Source organism: Rhodovulum kholense (genome assembly GCF_003053725.1).
GTDB classification, from domain to species: domain Bacteria; phylum Pseudomonadota; class Alphaproteobacteria; order Rhodobacterales; family Rhodobacteraceae; genus Rhodovulum; species Rhodovulum kholense.
Genome location: NZ_QAYC01000001.1, coordinates 1 through 23,111 on the forward strand (window position 1 = coordinate 1; position 23,111 = coordinate 23,111).

The following is a 23,111-nucleotide window of genomic DNA, read 5'->3' on the forward strand; positions in this document are numbered from 1 at the left end:
CTGGCCCAGCGGTCCTCCGAGGCCGCGAAAGAGATCAAGACGCTGATTTCGTCCAGTTCCGATCAGGTCGAATCCGGCGTGGCGCTGGTGAACCGGACCGGCGAGGCGCTGACCGACATCGTCGAGCGCGTCAGCAACATCGCCGTGCTGATCGGCGAGATCGCGACCGGCGCGCAGGAACAGTCTGTGGGGCTTGGCGAGATCAATGTCGGGATCAACGAACTGGACAAGGTCACCCAGCAGAACGCCGCCATGGTCGAGGAGGCGAACGCCGCCGCGGTGACGATGAAGCAGGAGGCGGGCAATCTGCAAAGCCTCGTCGCCCGGTTCCGTCTGAAGGGCAGCGGCCCCGTGCTGACCAGCCCGCGGAGCCCGTCGGCGCCCACCTACACGCCCGATCGCCCGTCATCCGCCACGATGGTTGCGCCCAAGCGGGCCGTGAACGACAGCGGCTGGCAGGATTTCTGAGCCTGCACGCCGGTGAGCGGGCAGCGGGTCTCGGACCGTTCGCAGAGCGTCAGCGCTCGGAAGGAGCGGTCCGAGATGCCGGAACCTTCAGGCGGATCGGTGCGGGCTTGGGAAAGGCATCGACCGGCTCCCGCCGCCGTTCGGCAATTCCGTGCGGAGCCGTGTTTGCGATTGCGCGGGATGAGCCGGACGAAGAAGACCGCGACGCGCGTCTCTGGCATCGGGCAAGTTCGCACGCGGCCGCCCGGACGAAGATCCCGAGACCTCGAGCGACCTCGGTGTATCCCAGGCCGGGTTCAGGCCGCGTCGCCCGAAAGATAGACCTTGACCGGGCGTACAGGGCGGCCGTCGGACCAATGACCCAGGTCGAACTCCAGACGGTCGGCCTCGGTGCCCTCGCGGATGACCCGGTCGAGCGCAGACCAGAGATAGCGCCAGTCCAGCGTGTCTTCGGCGCCAACGCCGTCGAGCAGCAACAAAGACAGAAGCGGGCGGAAAAAGCTGGTATCGTCGGTCGCCTGTTCGTGATTGGCGAAATGTCCGGGGCAGCCATGGGTATCGGTCTGCGACAGGTACATGCGCTTGCGATCCGTGGCGATGGCACCGAACGGGATATCCCATTCGGATTTCGGCACGATCCAGTCGGCGTCGCCATGCAGGATTGCGACCGGCATGGTCAGTGCCTTTCCCGTGACGCTCAGGTTCACATCGTCCTGCAACCGGTCGAGGGCCAGGCCGATCTGGCCCGGCGCCGACGCGGCGGAACTGCTGGGGATCGGGTCGGCAGTCACGACCTGCAGCGGCATCAGATTGGCGGGCAGGCCGTCCTGGGTCACGTACCAGGGCCAGCTCAGCGCGAAGAGTCCGCCCAGCGAATGGCCATAGACATAGGTATCGACCGCGACATCGGGTCCGAAGCCGACCTGGGCATAGGCATCGGTGACGCTGGCCAGCGCGTTCCGCATCCATTTCTCCTGGGAGGGCCGCAACCCGTCGCCGAAGACCTCGTCCAGCAACTCGGCCACGGTCATCAGCCCTCTGGCGGGAAAGCTGCAGAACCCGGTCTGAAAGTTCGGAAAGAAGACGGTATAGCCCTGACGGACGAGGTGTTCGAGATGAGCGCGGTAGATCTGCGACGCCCCCAGCACGAAGCCGTGCAGGAAGATCACCGCCTTGGGGCGTCCGTTCTGCCCGAGCCAGGGCGTCTTCGGCCGATAGACCTCGATATAGCTGCCCTTCTGGCATTTCCCGAACCGCTCGACGGTAAACTCCGGCGAGGTATAGACGGCGCTGTAATCGGGACGTGGCGGCGCCTTGGGGCGCAATGGTCCGAACACCCGGCAAAGGGCGGCCTGAAGCAGATAGCCTAAGGTGGTGCGCAGATCGCTCAGAAGCATCGACACGGCCCAAGCCTCCCTTGATGGGTCAGGACAATGAAAAGGCGGGGAGGGCGGCGGGTCAAGCTGTTTGCACAACTTGGCGGCGACTTTCTTTCGCCTTGCGGTAAGGTTCGGCGGGGCGCAATGCGGCCCCCTTCGGAAAGGGGGCCGCGGCGCGGCCGGGGCCTCGGTCAGGCGCGCTCGGGCACCTCGAGGCCGAGCCAGTCGCGATAGAAGGTGTCGATATCCGGTTCGAAATCGTGGATCACCGGATACCAGGGCGTGGGCGCCTCGACGTCCAGCAGGTCACCCGAGAGCGGGCAAAAGTATTCGCGGATCACCTGCCAGCCGGTCGAGGGCGCCATCAGCTTGGGATAGAGCTTTTCCATCGCCTCTGGCGTGTCGCGGACCCGGACCTTGGCATGCAGCTTCCAGTTCTCGGTCCAGTCGCAGAAATCGTGCCCGGCCCAGCTGCGGATCACCCATTTCTTGTCTTCGGCCCGCTGGACGATGAAAAGTCTCGGTCCCAGCGGCAGGATGATGCGGTCGTCCCAAGGGACCTGCTCCTGCAGGATCCCGAGGTAGATTTCGAACCTTTCCTGATCCTTGGGCATGGACAGCATCTGATGCAGCGTGTCCTGGTCGATGGTGCCGTCCACGAGATCGCGGATCTTGGCTTCGGTATAGGCCATGTCTGTTCCTCCCTTTCTGAAACGGGCGCCGGGATCGCCCGGCGCCCGGGTTGGGTCATTCCTCGACCAGCTGGACGATGTTCACATCGGGCAGTTCCGACAGGTCCATCGAATAGTCCTTGCCGTAGGACGGGATCGGCAGGTCGGCCTCCTTCAGTTGCCAGCTGTCCGGCAGGTCCCAGAACGCCCGGAAATCGCGTTCGAATTTCGGGCCGAGCTTGAACGAGGCGGCATACATCTGCTGGACATGGGTGCCCGCCTCCTTGGCCAGGATCTTTTCGCGTTCGCCCGCCATCCAGTCGCGGGTCGGCACCGACTGTGCCAGCCGCTCCTGCCGGATCTCGGCACGGCGCGCCTCGGTCGCGGCCAGATCGGCCACCACCCGGCCGCGCTCGCCCTCGGCCAGCACGACGCCATAGACGCTGTCGGCAAAGCGCGCGAGCAGGTAGCCGCCATTCACATCGGCCGCCACCGCCTCGGGCTTGCGGTCGAGCGGGTCGCCGAAGCCCGGGCCGCCGCGCATGTAGTTGAGGTAAAGATCGTAATCGGCGAACATTTCCTCGGTGGTGATGGCCTGCTTGTCGCGCTTGATCCGGGCACCCTCCAGCATCCCGTCCCAGACCGGGTTCTCGGGGTCGGTATCGCCGCCCCAGGGGATCGGCTCGCCTCTGGCGATCTTCTCTTTCAGCCCGGTGTCATGCGCGGCGAAGCGGTAGCCCGAGGCCGCCGGATAGCCGCCCATCAGCCCCCAGTCGGAACTGATATGGCCGTTGCCCATGAAGAACATGGTCCAGTCCTTGGCGTTCCAGACCATGCGCAGGCTTTCGAAGCCGCAGCCGCCGCGATACTTGCCCGCGCCGCCCGAGGAGGCCTTGATCTGGCGGCCGAGATAGACCAGCGGCTCGGCCAGTTCCCAGATCTCCATGTCGCCCATGTCGCCCTCGGGGTTCCAGATCGCCGCCGCGTGGCTGATGCCGTCGCGCACCGCCGTGGCACCGACCCCGTTGGCCGCGCATTCGAACGAGTTCACGGCGTGTATCTCGTCATACTGGTTGAAGCCGCCGCCCTGCAGCCAGTTCGAGGTATTGGCATTGCCCGCATTGACCTCTTCGAGATAGCCGCGTCCGAAATAGCTGCGCGAGAGCCCCCGCCAGAGCGCCGTCCAGGACGACACGAGGAAGTGCCAGCTATAGGCGAAGGCCACGCGCCGGTCGTCGGGGTTCATCCAGGTGCCCTTGGGCAGGCGGAATTCGGTGCCGTAGGCGGCGCCGTCGTTGATCATCTCGGTCGGGATCAGGGTCTGGGTCATCATCACCCAGATACCGGACGTGAAGCTGACCGAATGGGCGTTGTAGGTGTGCCAGCCCCAGCGCGACGAGCCTTCGAAATCGAGCCGCCAGGTGCCATCCTTGCGGATCGTCATCTCCGACGGCGTGTGCATGATCGTGTCGACCTTGGCGAAGTCCGAGGGCACGCGCACGTCGTCGTGGCTGTAGGGCACGTCGACGAAGCCCACCTGGCGATAGGTGCCCGGAATGGTCATCGCCTTGATCCGGTTCTGAAGCCCCAGCCGGCCATGTTCGACCGCCTCATAGGCGAATTGCCAGTAGGCATCGATCCCCTCGTCGGCGATCACCTCCTCGACCAGCTTGCGGATCATGTGACAGCCTGCGACCCGGGTGCGTTCGTCGAGCATCCAGTAGCGCGTGGTACGCACCGCGCGCTGGCTTTCATGCAGCCAGTCGCGGAACAGCGTGTCGTTCTCGCCGATCTTGCGGCAGGTCACCGAATAGCCGTCGCCGAAGCGCTGGACCTGGCCCGTGGTCATCGAGCCCGGCCCGACGGCGCCGGTATCGATCACATGGGTCACGCCGCCGACCCAGCCGATCAGCTCGCCCTCGTGGAAGATCGGCACGATGGTGTGGATGTCGCACGGGTGGACGTTGCCGATCAGGCTGTCGTTGTTGCAGAAGATGTCCCGGTCCTTGACGCCGGGATTGGTCTCCCATCCGTTCTCGATCATGTATTTGATCGCGGCCCCCATGGTGCCGACATGGATGATGATGCCGGTCGAGGTCAGGATGCTGTCGCCCGCCGCGTTATAGAGGGTGAAGCACAGCTCGCCCTCCTGCTCGACGATGGGCGAGGCCGCGATCTTCTTGGCGGTCTCGCGGGCATCGACGACACCGGCCCGAAGCCGCGAGAACAGCTTGTTGTACTTGATCGGATGCTCGTCCCGCAGCTCCATATGGCGCAGCCCGGCATAGTGGCCGCTGCGTTTGGTGGCCTCCATGATCTTGTCGCGGTGCTGCTTGAGGGTCTCGCCGCCGCGGACGATGCCCTTGATATCTGTCTGGATGTTCATGTGATGTCCTCCCTTTCGCGCGTCACAGTTCCTTGAGGTGGAACAGGCGGTGTTCGTCGAGCCAGGTTTCGAACCCGTCCGGCACGACGAAGGTCGTGGCGTCGGATTCGATGATCGCGGGGCCGACGATCTGGTTGCCGGGCAGAAGCGTTTCCATCCGGTAAAGCTGGGCCTCCACCCAGCGGCCCTTGCGGTAGAACTGCCGCGTGCCGGTGCGCGCCTCGCGCGGCGGGGTGGCGTCGTGCAGGGGTTCCTCGGGGATCTTCGGTTTCGGGATCGGGACGGTGCCGCGCATGATCGCGCCGGTCACCGAATAGCCCAGCTCGGGCGAGCGGGCCGAGGCGGCATAGACCCGGCCATAGGTGTCGTTGAAGGCAGAAACCAGCCGGTCCCAGTCGTCGGCGCCGGCGGCCGAGGCGATCGGGCTTTCGATTTCCAGGTCGTTCAGCTGCCCGCGATACTGCATCCGGAAACCGGGCTGCAGCTCGACCTTGTCGGCGGAATAGCCGTTGCGCTCGAACTCCTCCAGAACGCGCTCGGTCAGCTCGTCCCAGGCGGCCTGCAACACCTGGGCCTGGGTCGCCTTGTCGGCCTCGTGGGCATCGGTGTCGATATTGATGTCGAGCGACTTGTCATAGCGGTATTCGAAATCGGCCGCCGCGCAGCCGAAGGCCGAAAAGCCCGCGGCCCAGGCCGGCACGATCACGTCCTCGAAGCCCAGGCCTTCGGTATAGCCATAGGTGTGGACCGGGCCCGCGCCGCCATAGCTGAAGCAGGTAAAGCTGCCCGGGCTGTAGCCCTTGCCCGAGATCATCGAGCGCATGTAGTCGCGCAGCTCGGCATCGAGCAGCTCGATCACCCCGGCCGCGGCATCCTCGACCGACAGCCCCAGCGGGTCGGCGACCTGCACCTTGATCGCGTCCCAGGCGCGCTGGCGGTCAAGCTTGACCTGCCCGCCGAGGAAGTTGTCGGGGTTCAGGTAGCCCAGCACCACATGGCAATCCGAGATCGAGACCGTCTCGATACCGCTTTCGGCCCAGCAGACGCCGACGCGATAGCCCGCGCTGTCGGGGCCGAGCTTGATCGCCTTGGTATAGGGGTCGAGCCGCACGAAGCTGCCCGCGCCCGCGCCGACCGAGTCCATCGCCACCAGCGGCAGCGACAGCACCAGCCGCGCCATGTCGGGATCGTTGCGGATCGTCAGCTCGCTTTGCGTGATCAGCGCCACGTCGAACGAGGTGCCGCCGATGTCGGAACAGGCGATGTTCTTGTAGCCCAGCTTCTCGCCCAGATACTTGGCGCCGATCACGCCGCCGATCGGGCCCGACACGATGGTCCGCGCCAGTTCCTTGGCCTTCCACGAAATGGTGCCGCCATGGGTCGCCATCACCCGGAAGTCGAATTTGGACCCGTGATCCTTGAAAGCGCCCGAGATGCCATGCAGCGTCTGGCGCGACGGCTCGGCGGCATAGGCCTCAAGCACGGTGGTATTGGTGCGGTGGGTCTCCTTGCGCACCGGGTAGTAGTCTGTCGAGGCAAAGACCGGGATCGTCTTGCCGCTGGCCTTGACCTCGTCCTCGACGATGTCGCGCACCCGGCGTTCGTGGGTCGGGTTCTTGTAGGAATGCAGAAGCGAGATCACGATGCCTTCGACATCCTCGGCGATCAGATCGCGCGCGGCGGTCCGGGCCGACTCCTCGTTCAGCGGGATCACCACCTTGCCCATCATGTCGATCCGCTCGGCCACGCCTCGGGTCAGGTCGCGCGGCACCAGCGGGTCGTCGTAATAGTGCGTGTTGATGTGGATGCGGTCCTCGTAGGCGAAGCCCAGATAGGCCTGGATCGCGCGGCCCATGCGGTGGAAGTCCTCCATCCCCGCATTGACGATCAGCCCGACCCGAAGCCCCTTGCGCTGCACCACCCGGTTCAGCATCGCGGTGCCGGAATAGACCCCGGTCTGGATGTTGCGCAGCGCATCCTCCAGCGTCAGGCCCCAATGTTCGAGCCCCTCGCGGCTGGATTCCAGCAGGCCCTGCGCCTCGTTTGCGGGCGTGGTCTGGGCCTTGCCGACGACGAAGTCGCCGTCTGCATCCACGAAGAACGTGTCGGTCATGGTGCCGCCGGCGTCGATGCCCAGCACCTGAACCGACCGCGCGTTCCGTGCGGTCTGTGTCATGCGTGTTTCCTCCCGTTTCAGCGCCGTCTCGGGACGCCGTCCGGTCAGACTATGCGGGCGGGCGTCGGTACCGGCCCTGTCCGGCGCTGGCGTGGCCGCCGGACAGTCATATTCGTTAAGGCAGGGTTTCGGGCGGCATTGTCCGGGGGCGAAGGGAGAGCCGTCCGGACAGGATGTGTCCGGCTGTCCGGACAGGTGCCGGACAGGTGCCGAACAGGTTTCGGAGGGTGTGGGCAGACCGATTCGCGCGGTCTTGTGGGGGCGACCGCGAAGGTCCGTCCCCGTGCGTCAGTCCTCGGGGCGGGTCAGGCCGTAGGCGGCGAGCTTGGTGTAGAGCGTCGAGCGCGCGATCCCCAGCCGTCGGGCAGTGGCCGACATGTTGCCGCCGCTTGCCGCCATCGCCTCAAGGATGCGGGTGCGCTCGTCCGGTTCGGGCCGGGGCAGGGGGGCGGCCGGGGTCCGGATCTTTTCTGGCAGGTCTTCGGCGTCGATCACGCCGCGGCCGCAGAACAGCACCAGCGCCTGCATGTCGTTTCTCAATTCGCGGGCATTGCCGGGCCAGGGATAGGCCATCAGCGCCTCGCGTGCGGCCCGGGTCAGCGCCGGCGCCCGGCGCCCGGCCTCGGCGGCAGCCTGGGACAGGAAATGCTGGGCCAGCAGCGGAATGTCCTCGGCCCGGTCGCGCAGCGGCGGCAGCCGGAACTGGATCGTCGAGATGCGGTGGAACAGGTCGCGCCGGAACCGGTTTTCGGCCACGTCCCGGGGCAGGTCGCGATGGGTCAGCGCGATCACCCGGAAGTCGGAGCGTTCCGGCGCATCGGGGCTGCGCGCCCGGGTCAGCCCGTCTTCCAGGACCCGCAGCAAGAAGGGTTGCACGTCTCCGGGCATCTCGCCGATCTCGTCCAGGCAGAGTGTGCCGCCATGCGCCGCGGCCACGGCGCCGCTGCCGGGGCCGTCGGTTTCGAACAGCACACCCGCGGCGCTGTCGGCGCGCAGCGCGCCGCAATTCACCGGCACATAGCGCCCGTGCCGCTGGGCCGAGGCATCGTGGATCGCGCGGGCCAGCAGCTCCTTGCCGGTGCCGGTCTCGCCGCTGATCAGCACGGGCACGGCCGAGCCCGCCACGCAGCGCGCATGTTCGAGCAGGCGGACAATCGCGGGCGCGGTCCCCAGAAAGGCGTCGAACGGGTCGCCGCTGGGGGTTTCGACGGGCGTCCGCCGGCCGCGATAGGCCGTCAGCACCAGCCCGATGGGCAAGCCGTCGCGGCGCAGGATCTCGCCATCCATGCCCGAGAACCGGTCCGACATCTCGCTTGCCCAGTCATCTTCGCGCCGGTCGCCGATGGCGCCGCCCTGGATCGCCTGGTTCGACCAGACCGCGCGGGTGTCGTGCAGCACCGCGCCGCGCCGGTCGATCAGGATCATGTGGGTGTTCTGCCAGCGCGCGCGGCGGCCCATGAACTGCTGGTACAGCACCTCGCGCTCTTCGCCGATCAGCCGGGCCAGCGCCTGGGTGATCTCGTCGCCGACCGCCATCGCCAGCGCCATGCTTTGCGGCAGGAACACATCGGTCGGCCCGGAGATGTCGACGATCCCGCGCAGCGACCGGTCGACCGGGTCCAGCACCGGCACGGCGGCGCAGCTCCAGCGCTGGATCTCTTCGCAGAAATGCTGGATGCCATGCACCAAGGCCGGCCGCCCCGAAGCCGCGGCGGTGCCGATGCCATTGGTCCCGATGCTGGTTTCCTGCCAGTTGCCGCCGATCTGCAGCCGGTTCTCGCGGCCGGTGTCGATCACCCCCGGATCGCCCTCGGTCTCGGTGATGATGCAGTCGGGCGAGGCCAGGATCATCATCGATCCGGTGTCCTTCAGCATCGCCCGCGCCCGGAGCAGCGCGGCCCGGGCCAGCCGCCGCAACTCGGCGGTTTCCGTGCGCTTGCGCTGCAGCACCTCGTCGGTGACCTGCGGTGCGGTCAGCCGGTCGGGCAGCACACCCGAGTCGCGCGAGCGCAGCCAGGAGGCCGCCAGGTCCGGGTCGAGATCGTCCGGCAATGCGCCGGTGTCCAGGAAGCGGACCCAGTCCGCTTTCCTGACGAAGCGTTCGCGCGCGACCATATCTCCTCCCAGGGACCGTGCCCGGCCCCGAATACGTCGTCACGTTTGTCGCATCATTCTACCGGGCGCGGGGAAATCTGGAAAGGTCGCGGCCCGGGCTCCTTTGGCGGGGACGTGGGAGGGGCGGGACGGGCAGGGCGGGACCGGCGGCTTGCCGCTCGCGGCAACCGGATTGTTCCCAGAACCGGGTCCAGGTGTTAACCTTGATTGACGGTTCGCGTTGCGCATAGCGCGAATCGGGACGGATCTGCGACCCGGACCTCCCGGAAGGGCTGTCCGAGACAGGTCCATTCGCCGGATTTCCCCCGGCTCCGAAGGCCTCCGGTACTTACCCCGCCGGAGGCCTTCATCCTTTCAGGTTCCGGGTGCCGAGGCCTCACTTCCCGCGCGCCAAGGCGGCGACGCCGGTGCGCGCCATTTCGCAAAGACCGAGCGGGCGCATCAACTCGCCGAAGGCGTCGACCTTCTGGGGCGTGCCGGTGATTTCGAAGACAAAGCTTTCCAGCGTCGAGTCGACCACATTGGCGCGGAAGATATCGGCAAGCCGCAGCGCTTCGACCCGCTTCTCGCCGGTTCCGGTGACCTTGAAAAGCGCCAGTTCACGTTCGACCGACGGCCCCTCGACCGTCAGATCGTGGACCTCGTGCACGGGAACGATGCGGCCAAGCTGGGCCTTGATCTGCTCGATCACGGCCGGTGTGCCGGTGGTCACGATGGTGATCCGGCTCTTGTGGCCGGCGTGATCGACCTCGGCCACGGTCAGGCTGTCGATATTGTAGCCGCGCCCCGAAAAGAGCCCGATGACGCGGGCCAGCACGCCTGCCTCGTTGTCGACGGTCACCGCCAGGGTGTGACGTTCGCTGGTCTCGGCATTGGGGTCGCGCAGGTCATAGGCGGAATGTCTGGAGGTGCCTTGCTGGATGTTCAACGGAGCCATGTCATGTCCTCTCGGCGTTATCGTTTGCGCCCGGCCGGGTGCCGGGCGAAGTCTCGGGGCTTCGGGCGCGCGGCACGAGCCATAGCGCGACCGCCAGGGTCAGCGCCATGCCCGCCAGCGGAAGCCACGCGGCGGGCGGTTGCGGTCCGGGCCTTGGCACGAGGTCCGGCACGACCCTCGGTGCCACGGTCCGGAACGGGCCGACATCGTCGCGGTCTGCGTCCCGACGCGCCCGGGCCGCGCCGCGATCCGGGCGGCGAGGATTGCCGAGGGCAGGGCGGCGGCAATGACCAGCGGCGGCCGCCCACGGGCCGCCGGCAGGCGCCGACCCGTGCGGGCGTTGCCGCCAGGGTAACAGCGCCGCCGCCATGGCTCAGACGAGGACCGCGCCCTTGGTCCCGATCGCCCCTTCGGTCTCGGCGTCGCCCAGCAGCATGTCGTTATGGGCGCGACCCGACGGGATCATCGGGAAGCAGTTCTCGTGCTTCTCGACCAGGCAGTCGAAGATCACCGGCCCGTCATAGGCCAGCATCTCGGCGATGGCGTCGTCCAGATCGGCAGGGTCCGAACACTTGATCCCCTTGGCGCCGAACGCTTCGGCGAGCTTGACGAAATCGGGCAGCGCCTCGGACCAGCTGTGCGAATAGCGCCCGCCATGCAGAAGCGTCTGCCACTGCCGGACCATGCCGAGGCGCTCGTTGTTGAGGATGAACTGCTTGACCGGCAGGCGGTATTGCACCGCCGTGCCCATCTCCTGCATGTTCATCAGCCACGATCCCTCGCCCGCGACGTTGATGACCAGCGCCTCGGGATGGGCGACCTGCACGCCCACCGAGGCCGGCATGCCGTAGCCCATGGTGCCAAGCCCGCCCGAGGTCATCCAGTGGTTCGGCGCCTCGAAGCCGAGGAACTGCGCCGCCCACATCTGGTGCTGGCCGACCTCGGTGCAGATGAAGCGGTCCTTGCGGTGCCGCGTCAGCGCCTCGAGCCGCTGCAGGGCGTATTGCGGCTTGATGATCGTCTCGGACGGGGTGTAGCGCAGGCAGTCGACGGTCTTCCATTCGTCGATCTGCGCCCACCAGGGCTTGAGTGCCTCCTTGTTCACCTTGCGCCCGCGCGACTTCCAGATCCTCAGCAGATCCTCCAGCACATGGGCCACGTCGCCGATGATCGGCAGGTCGACATGGATCGTCTTGTTGATCGACGAGGGGTCGATGTCGATATGGGCCTTGACCGAGTGCGGGCTGAAATCGGCCACCCGGCCGGTGATGCGGTCGTCGAAGCGCGCGCCGACACAGATCATCAGGTCGCAATCGTGCATCGCGAGGTTGGCCTCATAAAGCCCGTGCATGCCCAGCATGCCCAACCAGTTCTTGCCGCTCGCCGGATAGGCGCCCAGACCCATCAGGGTGGAGGTGATCGGAAAACCCGTCGCCTCGACAAGCTCGCGCAGGAGCTGGGTCGCGGCATCGCCCGAATTGATGACCCCGCCGCCGGTATAGAAGATCGGCCGCTCGGCGGTTTCCATCGCCTCGACGAGGCGGGTGATCGTCTCGCGGTCGCCCTTGACCCTCGGGTGGTAATGGCCGTGTCCCGCCTTGACCGGACCGACATAGGTCCCCTCGGCGAATTGCACATCCTTGGGAATGTCGATCAGCACCGGGCCGGGACGGCCGGTGGTGGCGACGTGAAAGCCCTGATGGATCGTCTCGGCCAGCTTGTCGGGGTCCTTCACCAGCCAGTTATGCTTGGTGCAGGGGCGGGTGATGCCGACGGTATCGGCCTCCTGGAAGGCATCGTTGCCAACGAGGAAGGTCGGAACCTGGCCCGACAGAACGACCAGCGGGATCGAGTCCATCAGCGCGTCGGTGATGCCGGTGACGGCATTGGTCGCGCCGGGGCCCGAGGTGACGAGAACGACGCCGGGCTTGCCGGTCGAGCGGGCATAGCCCTCGGCCGCATGGACCGCGCCCTGTTCATGGCGCACCAGGATGTGCTGGATGTCGGTCTGCTGGTAAAGCTCGTCATAGATCGGAAGCACGGCCCCGCCCGGGTAGCCGAAGATTACGTCGACCCCCTGGTCCTTGAGCGCCTGAACCACCATCTTCGCGCCGGTCATGGGCTGTGTCATCTTTTCGTTCTCCGTGCTGTCCGCCAGCTTTTGCGCATAAAAAAGCCCCCGTGGAGCGGGGGCGCATGGGGAGGACCCTGGGTCCGCCGTTACCGGCCCATGCGCCTGTCTTCCGTAATTACGAGTACGAGGGTCATTGCCGCGGGACTCCTTTGGCGTTGCGTGCGCGGGACATTAGGAGCCTGCCCGGAAGGGGTCAACCGCAAAAATCGTGAAGAATAGTTCCCTGCGGCAATGAATCCTTTCCGTTTGTTGCGCACCGATGGGGGTCTCGCGCACAAGTGCGAAACGCGGGTTGCGCTGGACGCAGGTCGGACATGCGGAATGAGCAACGCAGGGCGGCTGGCCGGGGCCGCGCGGGGCGGCTAGGGTCGCGCCCGTTTTGCGCAGCACGCAGGCTCCGGCCGGTCCGAGCGACGACCGACCCGGGGCAGCGGACCCAAGAAAAGGACATCTGCCCATGGATCGCCGCTCTTTCCTGAAGACCTCCGCCCTTGGCGGCTCGGCCGCCGCGGCCACCACGCTGGCCGCCCCCGCCCTGGCCCAGGGGGTGCGGACGCTGACCATGGTCACCTCCTGGCCGAACGGCATGGCTGGGGTCCACGATTCCGCGATGTTCTGCAAGAACCGGATCGAGGCGCTGAGCGACGGCCAGATCAAGGTCGAGGTCAAGGCCGCGGGCGAACTGGTGGGCGCGTTCGAGGTGTTCGACGCGGTCAGCTCGGGTCAGGCCGACATGTACCATTCGTCGGACTACTATTTCGTCAACCAGCACCCGGCCTTCGCCTTCTTCTCGACCGTGCCCTTCGGGATGACCGCTCAGGAGCAGATCAACTGGTACTATCAGGGCGAGGGTGCGGCCTTCCATGACGAGCTGGGCGAGATCTTCGGGCTGAAGATGTTCCTCGTCGGCAATACCGGCGCCCAGTCGGGCGGATGGTTCCGCAAGGAGATCAACACGCCCGAGGACTTCCAGGGGCTCAAGTTCCGCATGCCGGGGCTGGGCGGCGTCGCCATGGGCAAGCTGGGCGTCTCGGTCCAGAACATCCCCGGTGGCGAGGTCTATCAGGCGTTGTCGACCGGCGCGCTTGACGGCACCGAATGGGTCGGCCCCTGGGCCGACGAGAAGGCGGGCTTCTACGAGATCACCAAGATCTACTACACCGCCGGGTTCCACGAGCCGGGCGCGGGGCTGTCCCTTGCGCTGAACCGCGATCTCTTCGACAGCCTGACGCCCTTCCAGCAGCAGGTCATGGCAAGCGCCGCGGCCGAGTGCAACCAGTGGACGCTGTCGATGTTCCTGTCGCAAAACAGTGCGGCGCTGTCGCGGCTGGCTTCGGAAGGGGTGCGGATCATGACCTTCCCCGATCCGGTCTGGGACGTGTTCGGCCAGGCCGCGCAGGAGGCGCTGGAGGAAAACCGCGACGGCGATATCTACGACCGCATGCTGGACAGCTACATGGCCTCGATGCGGAGTTCGTCGAGCTGGCTGCAGGCCTCCGAAGGCACCTACCGCGCCCAGCGCGACCGCGTGATCGGCTGATCCCGGCAGGGCGGCCCCGGTCCTCCCGGATCGCGGGCCGCCGAATCGAGACAGGCGCCGGACGGGGTCCGGCAGGCCGCCCGGTGCGGTTGCACAACTTTCGGGCGGAATGCGTGGCGATTCTGTAAGGAAAGTTCGCGCCCCGTCCTTTCTGGCTATTTATCTGATCTGACCCTCCCGCTAGATTGCCCGCACCTAAAACGATCCGCCCGTCGAGGAGGCGGGCACGAAACCGGGAGGAGAGAGTTCATGGATCGACGTTCATTTCTGCGCAGGTCCGCGCTGGGCGGTTCGGCCGCGGCCGCCGCCGCGCTGGCGGCACCCGCCTATGCCCAGGGCAAGCGCACGCTGACGCTGGTCACCACCTGGGGCCGGGGGCTCGCGGGCGTGCATGACGCCGCGCAGTACTGTGCCGACCAGATCACCGCCGTCACCGATGGCCAGCTGACCGTCGATCTGAAGGCTGCGGGCGAGCTTGTCGGCGCCTTCGAGGTGTTCGACGCGGTCACCTCGGGGCAGGCCGACATGTATCACGGGGTCGACTATTATTTCGTCGGCCAGCATCCGGGCTATCAGTTCTTCGCCTCGCTGCCTTTCGGCATGACCGCACAGGAACTGCACAACTGGTACTATCACTCGGGCGGGCACGAGCTGCACAACGAGCTGGGCCAGATCTTCGGACTGAAGAGCTTCCTTGCGGGCAATACCGGGCCGCAATCGGGCGGCTGGTTCCGCAGGGAAATCAAGAGCCCCGAGGACTTCAAGGGCCTCAAGTTCCGGATGCCGGGGCAGGGCGGCGAGATCCTTGGCAAGCTCGGGGCCTCGGTGCAGAACCTGCCCGGGTCCGAGGTCTATCAGGCGCTGTCTTCGGGGGCCATCGACGGCACTGAATGGATCGGCCCCTGGGCCGACGAGAAGGCGGGCTTCCAGGAGATCACCAAGATCTACTACACCGCCGGCTTCCACGAACCCGGCCCGGGCCTGTCGCTGGCGATGAACCTCGAGGTCTTCGAAAGCCTGACGCCGTCGCAACAGGCGACGGTCCAGCAGGTGACCGCCTCGGCCAACCAGTGGGCGTTGTCGCTGTTCATGAAGAACAACGCCTCGGCGCTGCGGCGGCTGCAGGCGGGCGGCGTGCAGGTGCGCGAGTTCAGCGACGACGTATGGGACGCCTTCGGCGCTGCCGCGCAGGAGGTCTTTGCCCAGTACATGGGCGATGATCTCTACAAGAAGATCTACGACAGCTACGTCGCCTCGATGCGCGATTCCGCTGCCTGGATCGAGATTTCGGAGGGGGTCTTCACCCGCCAGCGGAACCGCGTTCTGGGCTGAGCCCGGCCGCGCCCGTACCACCTGGCGCCCCGGCCCGAACCAAGGGCCGGGGCGTCGATGCTTCACCGATCCCGCCACGACAGGCGGGGCAAACGGGAGAACCGGATGCTCGACGGCATTCTGTGGGTCTGCAAGAACATCCTGCTGGCCTTCTACAATTTCGGCTTTGCGCTGTCCCATCCGGGGCTCTGGCTCGACTGGTCCGACAAGAAGGCGATCATGCGGGTCGTATATTACGGCGGTTCGGTTGAGTTCTTCTTCGTGGTCTTCACCGCTTTCCTCGTGCTGACCGCAGTCGGGATCTGGCGGCGGCAGGTCATGTGGGGCACGGTCCGGCTGCTCGAGGGGCTGGCCAACGGCATCGGCCGCGCCGTTGCCTGGTTCGGGCTGTTGATGGTGCTGCAGCAGATCATGATCGTCTTCCTGCAGCGGATCTTCCGTGTCTCGGAAATCGGTGTCGGGCCGTTCGGCTACACCTTCACCAAGGATCTCTCGTGGTGGTCCGAAGAACTCAAGCTTTACAACGCCGCCATCGTGGCGCTGTGCGCGACCTACACCTTCGTGCAGTCGGGCCATGTGCGGGTCGATCTGGTCTATTCGGCGGTGGGCTTCCGCGCCAAGCGCGCGATCGACATGGCGGGGTCGCTTCTGTTCATGATGCCGGTGGCGGTGCTGGTCTGGATGTATTCCTGGTTCTTCATGTGGCGCCACCTGATCACGCCCAAGCCCTCGGCCTCGGACACGATCGAGCGGCTTCTGATGAAGGCCCGCGCGGTGCGCTGGAACGTCGAGACCATCGGCTTCTCGCCCAACGGGTTCAACGGGTACTTCCTGTTCAAGGTGCTTCTGGTGGCCTTTACCGGCCTCGTGTTCCTGCAGGCCATCGCGTTCTTCTACCGGTCCTTCCTCGAATTCGTGGAAGGCGAGGAGAGCGCCGGAAAATATCTCGACCGGGACAGCCTTGGCGCCGGCGAAGAAGCCTATGAAGGCACGCATTAAAGGGGCAGGGCAGGCATATGCTATTCGGACTTGATGGCGTCGAGATCGGCCTGATCATCGTCATTCTCTGCCTCTTCGGGGGCATCCTGTCGGGCTTTCCGGTGGCCTTCGCCATCGGCGGCGCGGCGGTCATTTCCTTCGGGATCATCGCGGCGCTCGACAGCGCGGGCATCCTGGTGGCCCAGGTCATCGACACCGGCTCCGCCGCCTATGACGCGCTGATCGCGCAGGGCATTCATCCCGACACGATCTCGCATTTCCGCTATCCCGACCTGCCGACTGTCGCCACGGCGCTGTTCCCGCAGGGCTGGGAAACGGCGATGGACCGCAATATCAGCTTTATCGTCAACCGGATGAACGAACGGGTCTTTGCCGGGCAGTCGATCGAGACGCTGCTGGCGGTGCTGATGTTCGTGCTGATGGGGATCACCCTCGAACGCTCGAAGATCGCCAACGACCTGCTGACCACCATGGCGCGGGTCTTCGGGCCGATGCCGGGCGGGCTGGCGGTTTCGGTGGTGGTGGTGGGGGCCTTCCTGGCCGCCTCGACCGGCATCGTCGGGGCGACCGTGGTGACGATGGGGCTTTTGTCGCTGCCGACGATGCTACGCAACAAGTATTCGCCTGAGCTGGCGACCGGGGTGATCGCGGCCAGCGGCACGCTGGGCCAGATCATTCCGCCCTCGATCATCATCGTGCTGCTGGGTACGCTGGCGGGCGATATCTACGCCACCGCGCAGGAGACGCGCGCCCAGCTTGCGGGCTGTCCCGATGCGCTGACCTATCTGGGGCAGGCTGCCGTCGTCTCGGTCGGCACGCTGTTTCAGGCCGCGATCCTGCCCGGCGTGCTGCTGGCCCTGCTTTATGCGGCCTATGCGCTGGTCTATGCGCTTCTCAATCCGTCGAAGGCCCCGCCGGTGGTCGAGGCCGGGGCGCGGCGCGGGCGCAAGTGGGCGGCGCTGACCTGGTTTCTGGCGGCCCCCGCCGGGGTGATCGGGCTCGCGTTGCTGCTGGAGGCGACCGGGATCGCCGGAAGCCAGGACATTGCCGTCTCGCGCTATTCCAACACGGCCGAATCCGCGAGTCTGCGGACCAATGTGCCCGACCAGTGCAAGGCTTCGATGATCGCGCTGCACGGCCAGTCGAAATGGGATCGCGCGGTCGCCCAGCAGCAAGAGATCGACGCAGGCGGCGGCCGGGTCGAGATGCATCAGCTGACCGATGACGAACTCGCCGCTGCGCGCGCCGAAAAGATCGCTGCCACGCCGCCGGTCTCGGGCGGGGTGCTGCTGGGCTTCACCTTCCTCGCGCTGGCGCTGGTGACGGCGCGGGGCGTGGTGCCGACGGCGCGGCCCGCGCCGCTTCTGATCGGGGGGGCGGGGATCGTGCTGGGCCTTCTGGTCGATGCGCTCTTCATCGGGCCGCTGGCCTCGCCCGGCACGGTGCTGCTGTGGCTGGCGCTGCCCGTCGCGCTGGTTCTGTACGGCTGCCGCTACGCGGTGGCCTGCCTGTCGCGGTCGGATCTTCTGCGGGTGGTCTTCCCGCCGCTGGTGCTGATCGTGGCGGTGCTGGGGTCGATCCTCGGCGGTATCACCAACCCGACGCCCGCAGCGGCGCTGGGCGCGGGCGGCGCGCTGATGCTGGCGGCCTATCGCAAGCTGCAGGAAGAGCACCGGACCGGCAAGCTGATCCTCTGGGCCTCGTATGCCATCGTCATCATGCTTCTGGTCGGCACCAATTTCGACCTGAGGCTGGGCCGCGAGAGCGTCCCGCTCGAGGACTGGATCGCTTTCTTCGTGGCGCAGGGCACCTATCACTTCGCGATGTTCGGCATCCTCCACGCCTGCTGGGTGCTGCTGCGGTCGGGCGTGCTGGGGCCGGTCGTGCGCGAGACGGCCAAGGTGACCTCGATGGTCTTCACCATCCTGATCGGCTCGCAGCTTCTGAACCTCGTGGTGATCTCGTTCGGGGGCGAGCATTACATCCAGCAGTTCCTGCGCAGTTTCGATAACGAGCTTACGGTGTTCCTGCTGGTGATGCTGGTTCTGTTCATCCTGGGCTTCGTGCTGGATTTCCTCGAGATCATCTACATCGTGATCCCGATCGTGGGCCCGGTGATCTATGGCGGAACCTTCGATCCGAAATGGGTGACGATCATGATCGCGGTGAACCTGCAGACCTCGTTCCTGACCCCGCCTTTCGGGTTCGCGCTGTTCTATCTGCGGGGGGTCGCGCCGAAGGAAGTCACGACCTGGCATATCTACCGGGGCGTCGCGCCTTTCGTGGTGATCCAGGTGATCGGGCTGGCGATCCTGTGGTTCCTGCCCGGGATCGTGACCATCGTGCCGAACCTCCTGCCGAACGGCTGATTTCGGGAGGTCCTTCCAAAGGAAAGCCCGCGCCAATCGCGCGGGCTTGCTCTTTCCTGTCGCCGGGCCGCAGGCGGCCCCGCTCCGGTTCTGGCCTTTATCAATCGCGGGTTGGGCGGCTGTCGGGCAGGTGGATCCGGGCGACCTGTTCGGCAATCGGGGCCACCGAAAGCGGGTGTGTTTCGGCCTGATGGTCCTCGGGCGCGCCGATATCCTGCCAGCGGTCGTTCTTGTAGATCTCGAGCGCCGAGAAATTCGCCTTGTAGCCCATCTTCGGGCTGCCCGGCACCCAGTAGCCGAGATAGACGTAAGGCAGCCCGGCCTCGCGCGCGATCTCGACATGGTCGAGGATCACATGGGTCCCGACCGAGCGTTTGGTTCGTTCGGGTTCATAGAAGGAATAGACCATCGAGAGGCCGTCATCCAGGATGTCGGTCAGGCAGACCGCGACCAGCGGCCGGTGGCGTCCGCCATCGGCGGGATCGGCGGTATATTCGACCACGCGCGAGCGGACCGGGGTTTCCTCGATCATCGCGGCGAATTCGAAGATGTCCATGTCGGCCATCCCGCCATCGGCATGGCGGCTGTCGAGATAGCGGCGGAAGAGTGTGTATTGCTCTTCGGTGGCCCAGGGCGAACTGGCCTGCCGCTTGAGATCTGAATTGCGGTTCTGGGCCTTGCGCTGGCTGCGGGTCGGCTGAAAGTCGGCCACCCGGATCCGGGCCGAAAGGCAGGCCGTGCAATCGGCGCAGGCGGGACGGTACAGAACATTCTGCGAGCGTCGGAAGCCCTGTTTCGACAGAGAGTCGTTCAGCGTCTCGGCGGTGTCGCCCTGCAGCGCGGTGAACAGTTTCCGTTCCATCCGCCGGGGCAGATAGGGGCAGGGTTGGGGCGCCGTCACATAGAACTGTGGCGCAAGCGGAAGGGTGTGGCGCATCGTCGGGCAGTCATATCCTGGTTACGAATACGCTAACACTCGTCCCCCGAGGCGCCAAGGGATTGTTGCTACGGATTTGCAGGTCGGTTAATGGCGGCGGTTCCAAGGAGGAAATCAGGCAATCCCTGGGCACGTGCGCCGGTCAGCATCAGGATTACCGAGGCCAATTGCGGCAACAAAAAGGTGATACAGGCCGAATAGGCCAAAGTGTGAAGGGCCGCCGTCGTGAGATCGAGTTTCTCGCCGCGCGCGGTGCGAATCTCTATCGCCATGATCCGCATCCCCCAGGTGGCCGAGCCGCGCGCCAGCGTGACGGTGCGGTAGCCAAAGCCCACGAGGGTGAAGAAGAGCGGCAGAAAGAAGATCGCGGTGAAGGCGGTGAAGGGCAGCGCCAGCAGCGACAGGATCAGGATCAGCACGACGTCGATGACCCAGGCAGCCAGCCGCTTGGAGGGCACGTCGGCATAGAACTCGGGCTGGAGCGCCGGGTCGGGCAGGCCCCAGAGGCGGTCGGCGGAGGGTTCGGTGCGGTCTGTCATCGCTGACATGTAGGAAGCCGGAGGGGCGCCGGGAAGAGGCGGCCGCGGGGCCGCCTCCCGGAAAGCGCGGGTCAGTCCATCTGCTTGAAGTGGAACTCGCCGCCTTCCTTCAGACCCGAGGGCCAGCGCGCGGTCACGGTCTTCGTCCGGGTGTAGAAGCGGAAGGCATCGGGCCCGTGCTGGTTCAGATCGCCGAAGCCCGATTTCTTCCAGCCGCCGAAGGTGTGATAGGCCAGCGGTACCGGGATCGGCACGTTGATCCCCACCATCCCGATATTGATCCGGCTGGCAAAGTCGCGCGCGGTGTCGCCGTCGCGCGTGAAGATCGCGGTGCCATTGCCGTATTCATGGTCCATGGCATAGCCCAGAGCTTCTTCATAGGTCTTCGCCCGGACGGTCGACAGCACGGGGCCGAAGATTTCGGTCCGGTAGATATCCATGTCGGTCGTGACCCGGTCGAAGAGGGTCGGACCGACGAAATAGCCCGCCTCATAGCCCTGAAGTGCGAAGGCCCGGCCGTCGATCACCAGATCGGCGCCCTGGGTCACGCCGGACTCGATCAGGCTCAGCACGCGCTTGCGCGCCTCGGCGGTGATGACCGGGCCGTAATCGACGTCGTTGCCGGCGGTGTAGGGGCCAACCTTCAGCTTTTCGATCCGGGGGACCAGCTTCTCGATCAGGCGGTCGGCGGTTTCCTCGCCCACCGGGACCGCGACCGAGATCGCCATGCAGCGTTCGCCCGCCGCGCCATAGCCCGCGCCCACCAGCGCGTCGGCCGCCTGGTCCATGTCGGCATCGGGCATGACGATCATGTGGTTCTTGGCGCCGCCGAAACATTGCACGCGCTTGCCGTTCGAACAGCCGCGCCCGTAGATGTATTCGGCAATCGGGGTCGAGCCGACGAAGCCGATGGCCTGGATCGCCGGGTTGTCGAGGATCGCGTCGACCGCCTCCTTGTCGCCGTTAACGACCTGCAGCACGCCGTCGGGCAGGCCCGCCTCCTGCAGCAGCTCGGCCAGCATCAGCGGCACCGAGGGGTCGCGTTCCGAGGGCTTGAGGATGAAGGCGTTGCCGCAGGCCAGCGCCGGACCCATCTTCCACATCGGGATCATGGCCGGGAAGTTGAACGGCGTGATGCCCGCGACCACGCCCAGCGGCTGGCGCATCGAATACATGTCGATGCCCGGACCGGCGCTGTCGGTGAACTCGCCCTTCAAGAGATGTGGCGCGCCGATGCAGAACTCGATGACCTCGAGCCCGCGCTGCACGTCGCCCTTGGCATCGGGCAGGGTCTTGCCGTGCTCGGACGAAAGCGCCTCGGCCAGCTTGTCCATGTCGCGGTTCAGGAGGCGGACGAACTCCATCAGCACCCGGGCGCGGCGCTGCGGGTTGGTGGCGGCCCAGCCGGGCTGGGCTTCGGCCGCGGCGGCGATGGCGGCATCGACCTCGGCCTTCGATGCCAGCGGCACGCGAGCCTGCACCTGGCCGAGCGCGGGGTTGTAGACATCGGCAAACCGACCCGAGGTCCCGGCGGTGTGCTGCCCGTTCACGAAATGGGTGAGATCCTTCATGGCGTTCTCCCTGGGTTTTTCTCGGGCGCGAGCTTAGTCTTGCAAATTTGTGCCGAAAAGCCGCAGATCGCCAAAAGCGTTTTGCAGAAATGCAAGGGTGGGCGGATGAACTGGGATGACATGCGGCTGTTTCTGGCGGTGGCACGGGCCGAAAGCCTGACCGGGGCGGGCAAGGCCTTGCGGCTCGATCCCGCGACGCTGGGTCGGCGGATCGCTCGGCTGGAAGAGGCGCTGGGCAGCGCGCTTTTCGCCCGCTCGCCACGGGGCTACGGGCTGACCGAGGCGGGCGAGCGGCTGATGGTCCGCGCGGTCGAGGCCGAACAGGCGCTGACCGAGGGCGTCGAGGAGGTGCGCGGGCAGGAGGGGCAGCTGACCGGGACGGTGCGGATCGGGGCGCCGGACGGGGTCGCCAACTATCTGCTGCCGCAGGTGGCGGCGGCGATCTGCGACCGGCATCCGGGGCTTGAGGTGCAGATCGTCGCGCTGGCACGGGTCTTCAACCTCAGCCGTCGCGAGGCCGACATGGCGATCGCCGTCAGCCCGCCCAAGACCGGGCGGCTGACGGTGCAGCGGATCGCCGATTACCAGCTGCACCTTGCCGCCCATCGCGACTATCTGGCGGCGCATCCGCCGATCCGCGATCTGGCCGATCTCGCCGGGCACCGGATCGTCGGCTACATCCCCGACATGATCTTCGACAGCGAACTCGACTACCTGTCGGCCACCGGGGCCGAGCGGGTGGCGCTGGCTTCGAATTCGGTCTCGGTGCAGTTGAACTGGCTGCGGGCCGGCGCGGGGCTGGGCATCGTGCACGATTTCGCGATCCCGGCCGCGCCGGGGCTGGTCAGGGTTCTGGCTGACCGGGTGGCGCTCAGGCGCAGTTTTTATCTGATCCGCCATGGCGACGACCGCAAGCTGGCACGGCTGACCCGGTTCGCCGGGCTGCTTCTGGACGGGGTGCGCGCGGAATTGCAGCGCCTCGAAGGCTTGACTTGACAGAATGTCGCGGCCCGGGTGACGCTTGGTCAATCGACACCGTCATCCTGGGGAGGAGACAATGCAAGTTCATCAGATCCTGCGCGAGAAACTTGTGCCGGGGGTGGCGACGATCCCGCCTGAAACCTCGGTGGCCGATGCCGCAGCCGAGCTGTCGGCCCGGCGCATCGGCTCGCTCGTGGTCAGCGGCAGCGGCGAGCGTGTCGAGGGCATCGTTTCGGAACGCGATATCGTGCGCGAGCTGGGGCGGCGCGGCCCGAAATGCCTCAAGGACCCGGTGGCCGCGATCATGACCCGCCGCATCCAGTTCTGCGCACTGGAAGACAGCGCCGATGCCGTGCTGGCGCGCATGACCGAGGGCCGGTTCCGGCATATGCCGGTCCTGGAAGACGGGCGGATGGTGGCGATCATCTCGATCGGCGACGTGGTCAAGGCGCGGATGTCGGAACTGGCGATGGAGAAGGCCGCGCTGGAAGGGATGATCATGGGTCACTAGCCCTGCGACGTTCGGAAATCGGTCGCCAAGCCCATGGTGTGCTTGCAAAATGGGCGCCAATATTGT

Annotated in this window: 17 protein-coding genes; 7 read left to right on the plus strand and 10 right to left on the minus strand. The window is 66.3% G+C overall.

Annotation, left to right across the window (positions count from 1 at the left end; all coding sequences use genetic code 11):
* Positions 1–468, plus strand: a 468-nt coding sequence (locus C8N38_RS00005) for a methyl-accepting chemotaxis protein (protein WP_245895461.1), incomplete at its 5' end; no start/stop codon positions are given.
* Between the two features lie 296 nt (positions 469–764).
* Here the strand turns inward: C8N38_RS00005 and C8N38_RS21575 are convergent.
* The 7 genes from C8N38_RS21575 to C8N38_RS00045 form a co-directional block, all read right to left on the minus strand.
* Entirely contained in the window at positions 765–1,871 is a 1,107-nt protein-coding gene (locus C8N38_RS21575) for an alpha/beta fold hydrolase domain-containing protein (protein WP_215731060.1), read from the minus strand.
* Positions 1,872–2,038: 167 nt separating this feature from the next.
* Complete coding sequence (locus C8N38_RS00020) at positions 2,039–2,539, minus strand: acetone carboxylase subunit gamma (protein ID WP_108022701.1); 501 nt, start codon at positions 2,537–2,539, stop codon at positions 2,039–2,041.
* Between the two features lie 55 nt (positions 2,540–2,594).
* Positions 2,595–4,904, minus strand: coding sequence for a hydantoinase B/oxoprolinase family protein (locus tag C8N38_RS00025; RefSeq protein ID WP_108022703.1), 2,310 nt, complete (start codon positions 4,902–4,904; stop codon positions 2,595–2,597).
* A gap of 22 nt (positions 4,905–4,926) precedes the next feature.
* Complete coding sequence (locus C8N38_RS00030) at positions 4,927–7,080, minus strand: hydantoinase/oxoprolinase family protein (protein ID WP_108022705.1); 2,154 nt, start codon at positions 7,078–7,080, stop codon at positions 4,927–4,929.
* Between the two features lie 288 nt (positions 7,081–7,368).
* Entirely contained in the window at positions 7,369–9,195 is a 1,827-nt protein-coding gene (locus C8N38_RS00035; RefSeq protein ID WP_108022707.1) for a sigma-54-dependent Fis family transcriptional regulator, read from the minus strand.
* 376 nt (positions 9,196–9,571) lie between these two features.
* Positions 9,572–10,132, minus strand: a complete 561-nt coding sequence (gene ilvN / locus C8N38_RS00040; protein WP_108022709.1) for an acetolactate synthase small subunit — start codon at positions 10,130–10,132, stop codon at positions 9,572–9,574.
* 373 nt (positions 10,133–10,505) lie between these two features.
* Complete coding sequence (locus C8N38_RS00045) at positions 10,506–12,263, minus strand: acetolactate synthase 3 large subunit (protein WP_108022711.1); 1,758 nt, start codon at positions 12,261–12,263, stop codon at positions 10,506–10,508.
* A gap of 460 nt (positions 12,264–12,723) precedes the next feature.
* On the opposite strand from C8N38_RS00045, the gene C8N38_RS00050 reads away from it, so the two are divergent.
* From C8N38_RS00050 to C8N38_RS00065, 4 genes are all read left to right on the plus strand, one after another.
* Positions 12,724–13,806 (plus strand): TRAP transporter substrate-binding protein, encoded by a 1,083-nt coding sequence (locus C8N38_RS00050; protein ID WP_108022713.1) that lies wholly within the window; start codon positions 12,724–12,726, stop codon positions 13,804–13,806.
* 249 nt (positions 13,807–14,055) lie between these two features.
* Positions 14,056–15,138: a TRAP transporter substrate-binding protein gene (locus C8N38_RS00055; RefSeq protein ID WP_108022715.1), complete on the plus strand. Its 1,083-nt coding sequence runs from the start codon at positions 14,056–14,058 to the stop codon at positions 15,136–15,138.
* Positions 15,139–15,243: 105 nt separating this feature from the next.
* Positions 15,244–16,137, plus strand: a complete 894-nt coding sequence (locus tag C8N38_RS00060; protein WP_108022717.1) for a TRAP transporter small permease subunit — start codon at positions 15,244–15,246, stop codon at positions 16,135–16,137.
* Positions 16,138–16,154: 17 nt separating this feature from the next.
* Positions 16,155–18,506 carry a TRAP transporter large permease gene (locus C8N38_RS00065; protein WP_108022720.1) on the plus strand — a complete coding sequence of 784 codons (2,352 nt, stop codon included), beginning with the start codon at positions 16,155–16,157 and terminating at the stop codon, positions 18,504–18,506.
* Positions 18,507–18,606: 100 nt separating this feature from the next.
* On the opposite strand, the gene C8N38_RS00070 is transcribed toward C8N38_RS00065, so the two are convergent.
* The 3 genes from C8N38_RS00070 to C8N38_RS00080 all read right to left on the minus strand — a co-directional run bounded on the left by C8N38_RS00070 (position 18,607) and on the right by C8N38_RS00080 (position 21,553).
* Positions 18,607–19,443, minus strand: coding sequence for an arginyltransferase (locus C8N38_RS00070; protein WP_108022722.1), 837 nt, complete (start codon positions 19,441–19,443; stop codon positions 18,607–18,609).
* Positions 19,444–19,511: 68 nt separating this feature from the next.
* A complete protein-coding gene (locus C8N38_RS00075) occupies positions 19,512–19,991 on the minus strand; it encodes an RDD family protein (RefSeq protein WP_245895462.1) in 480 nt (159 codons plus the stop codon).
* A 62-nt stretch (positions 19,992–20,053) separates the two neighbouring features.
* On the minus strand, positions 20,054–21,553 hold the full coding sequence (locus C8N38_RS00080) for a CoA-acylating methylmalonate-semialdehyde dehydrogenase (protein ID WP_108022724.1): 1,500 nt from the start codon (positions 21,551–21,553) through the stop codon (positions 20,054–20,056).
* 105 nt (positions 21,554–21,658) lie between these two features.
* Between C8N38_RS00080 and C8N38_RS00085 the strand changes: the two genes are divergently transcribed.
* Both C8N38_RS00085 and C8N38_RS00090 read left to right on the plus strand, forming a co-directional pair.
* Positions 21,659–22,549 (plus strand): LysR family transcriptional regulator, encoded by an 891-nt coding sequence (locus C8N38_RS00085; RefSeq protein WP_108022726.1) that lies wholly within the window; start codon positions 21,659–21,661, stop codon positions 22,547–22,549.
* 61 nt (positions 22,550–22,610) lie between these two features.
* Positions 22,611–23,045, plus strand: coding sequence for a CBS domain-containing protein (locus C8N38_RS00090; RefSeq protein ID WP_108022728.1), 435 nt, complete (start codon positions 22,611–22,613; stop codon positions 23,043–23,045).
* Positions 23,046–23,111: the final 66 nt, after the last annotated feature.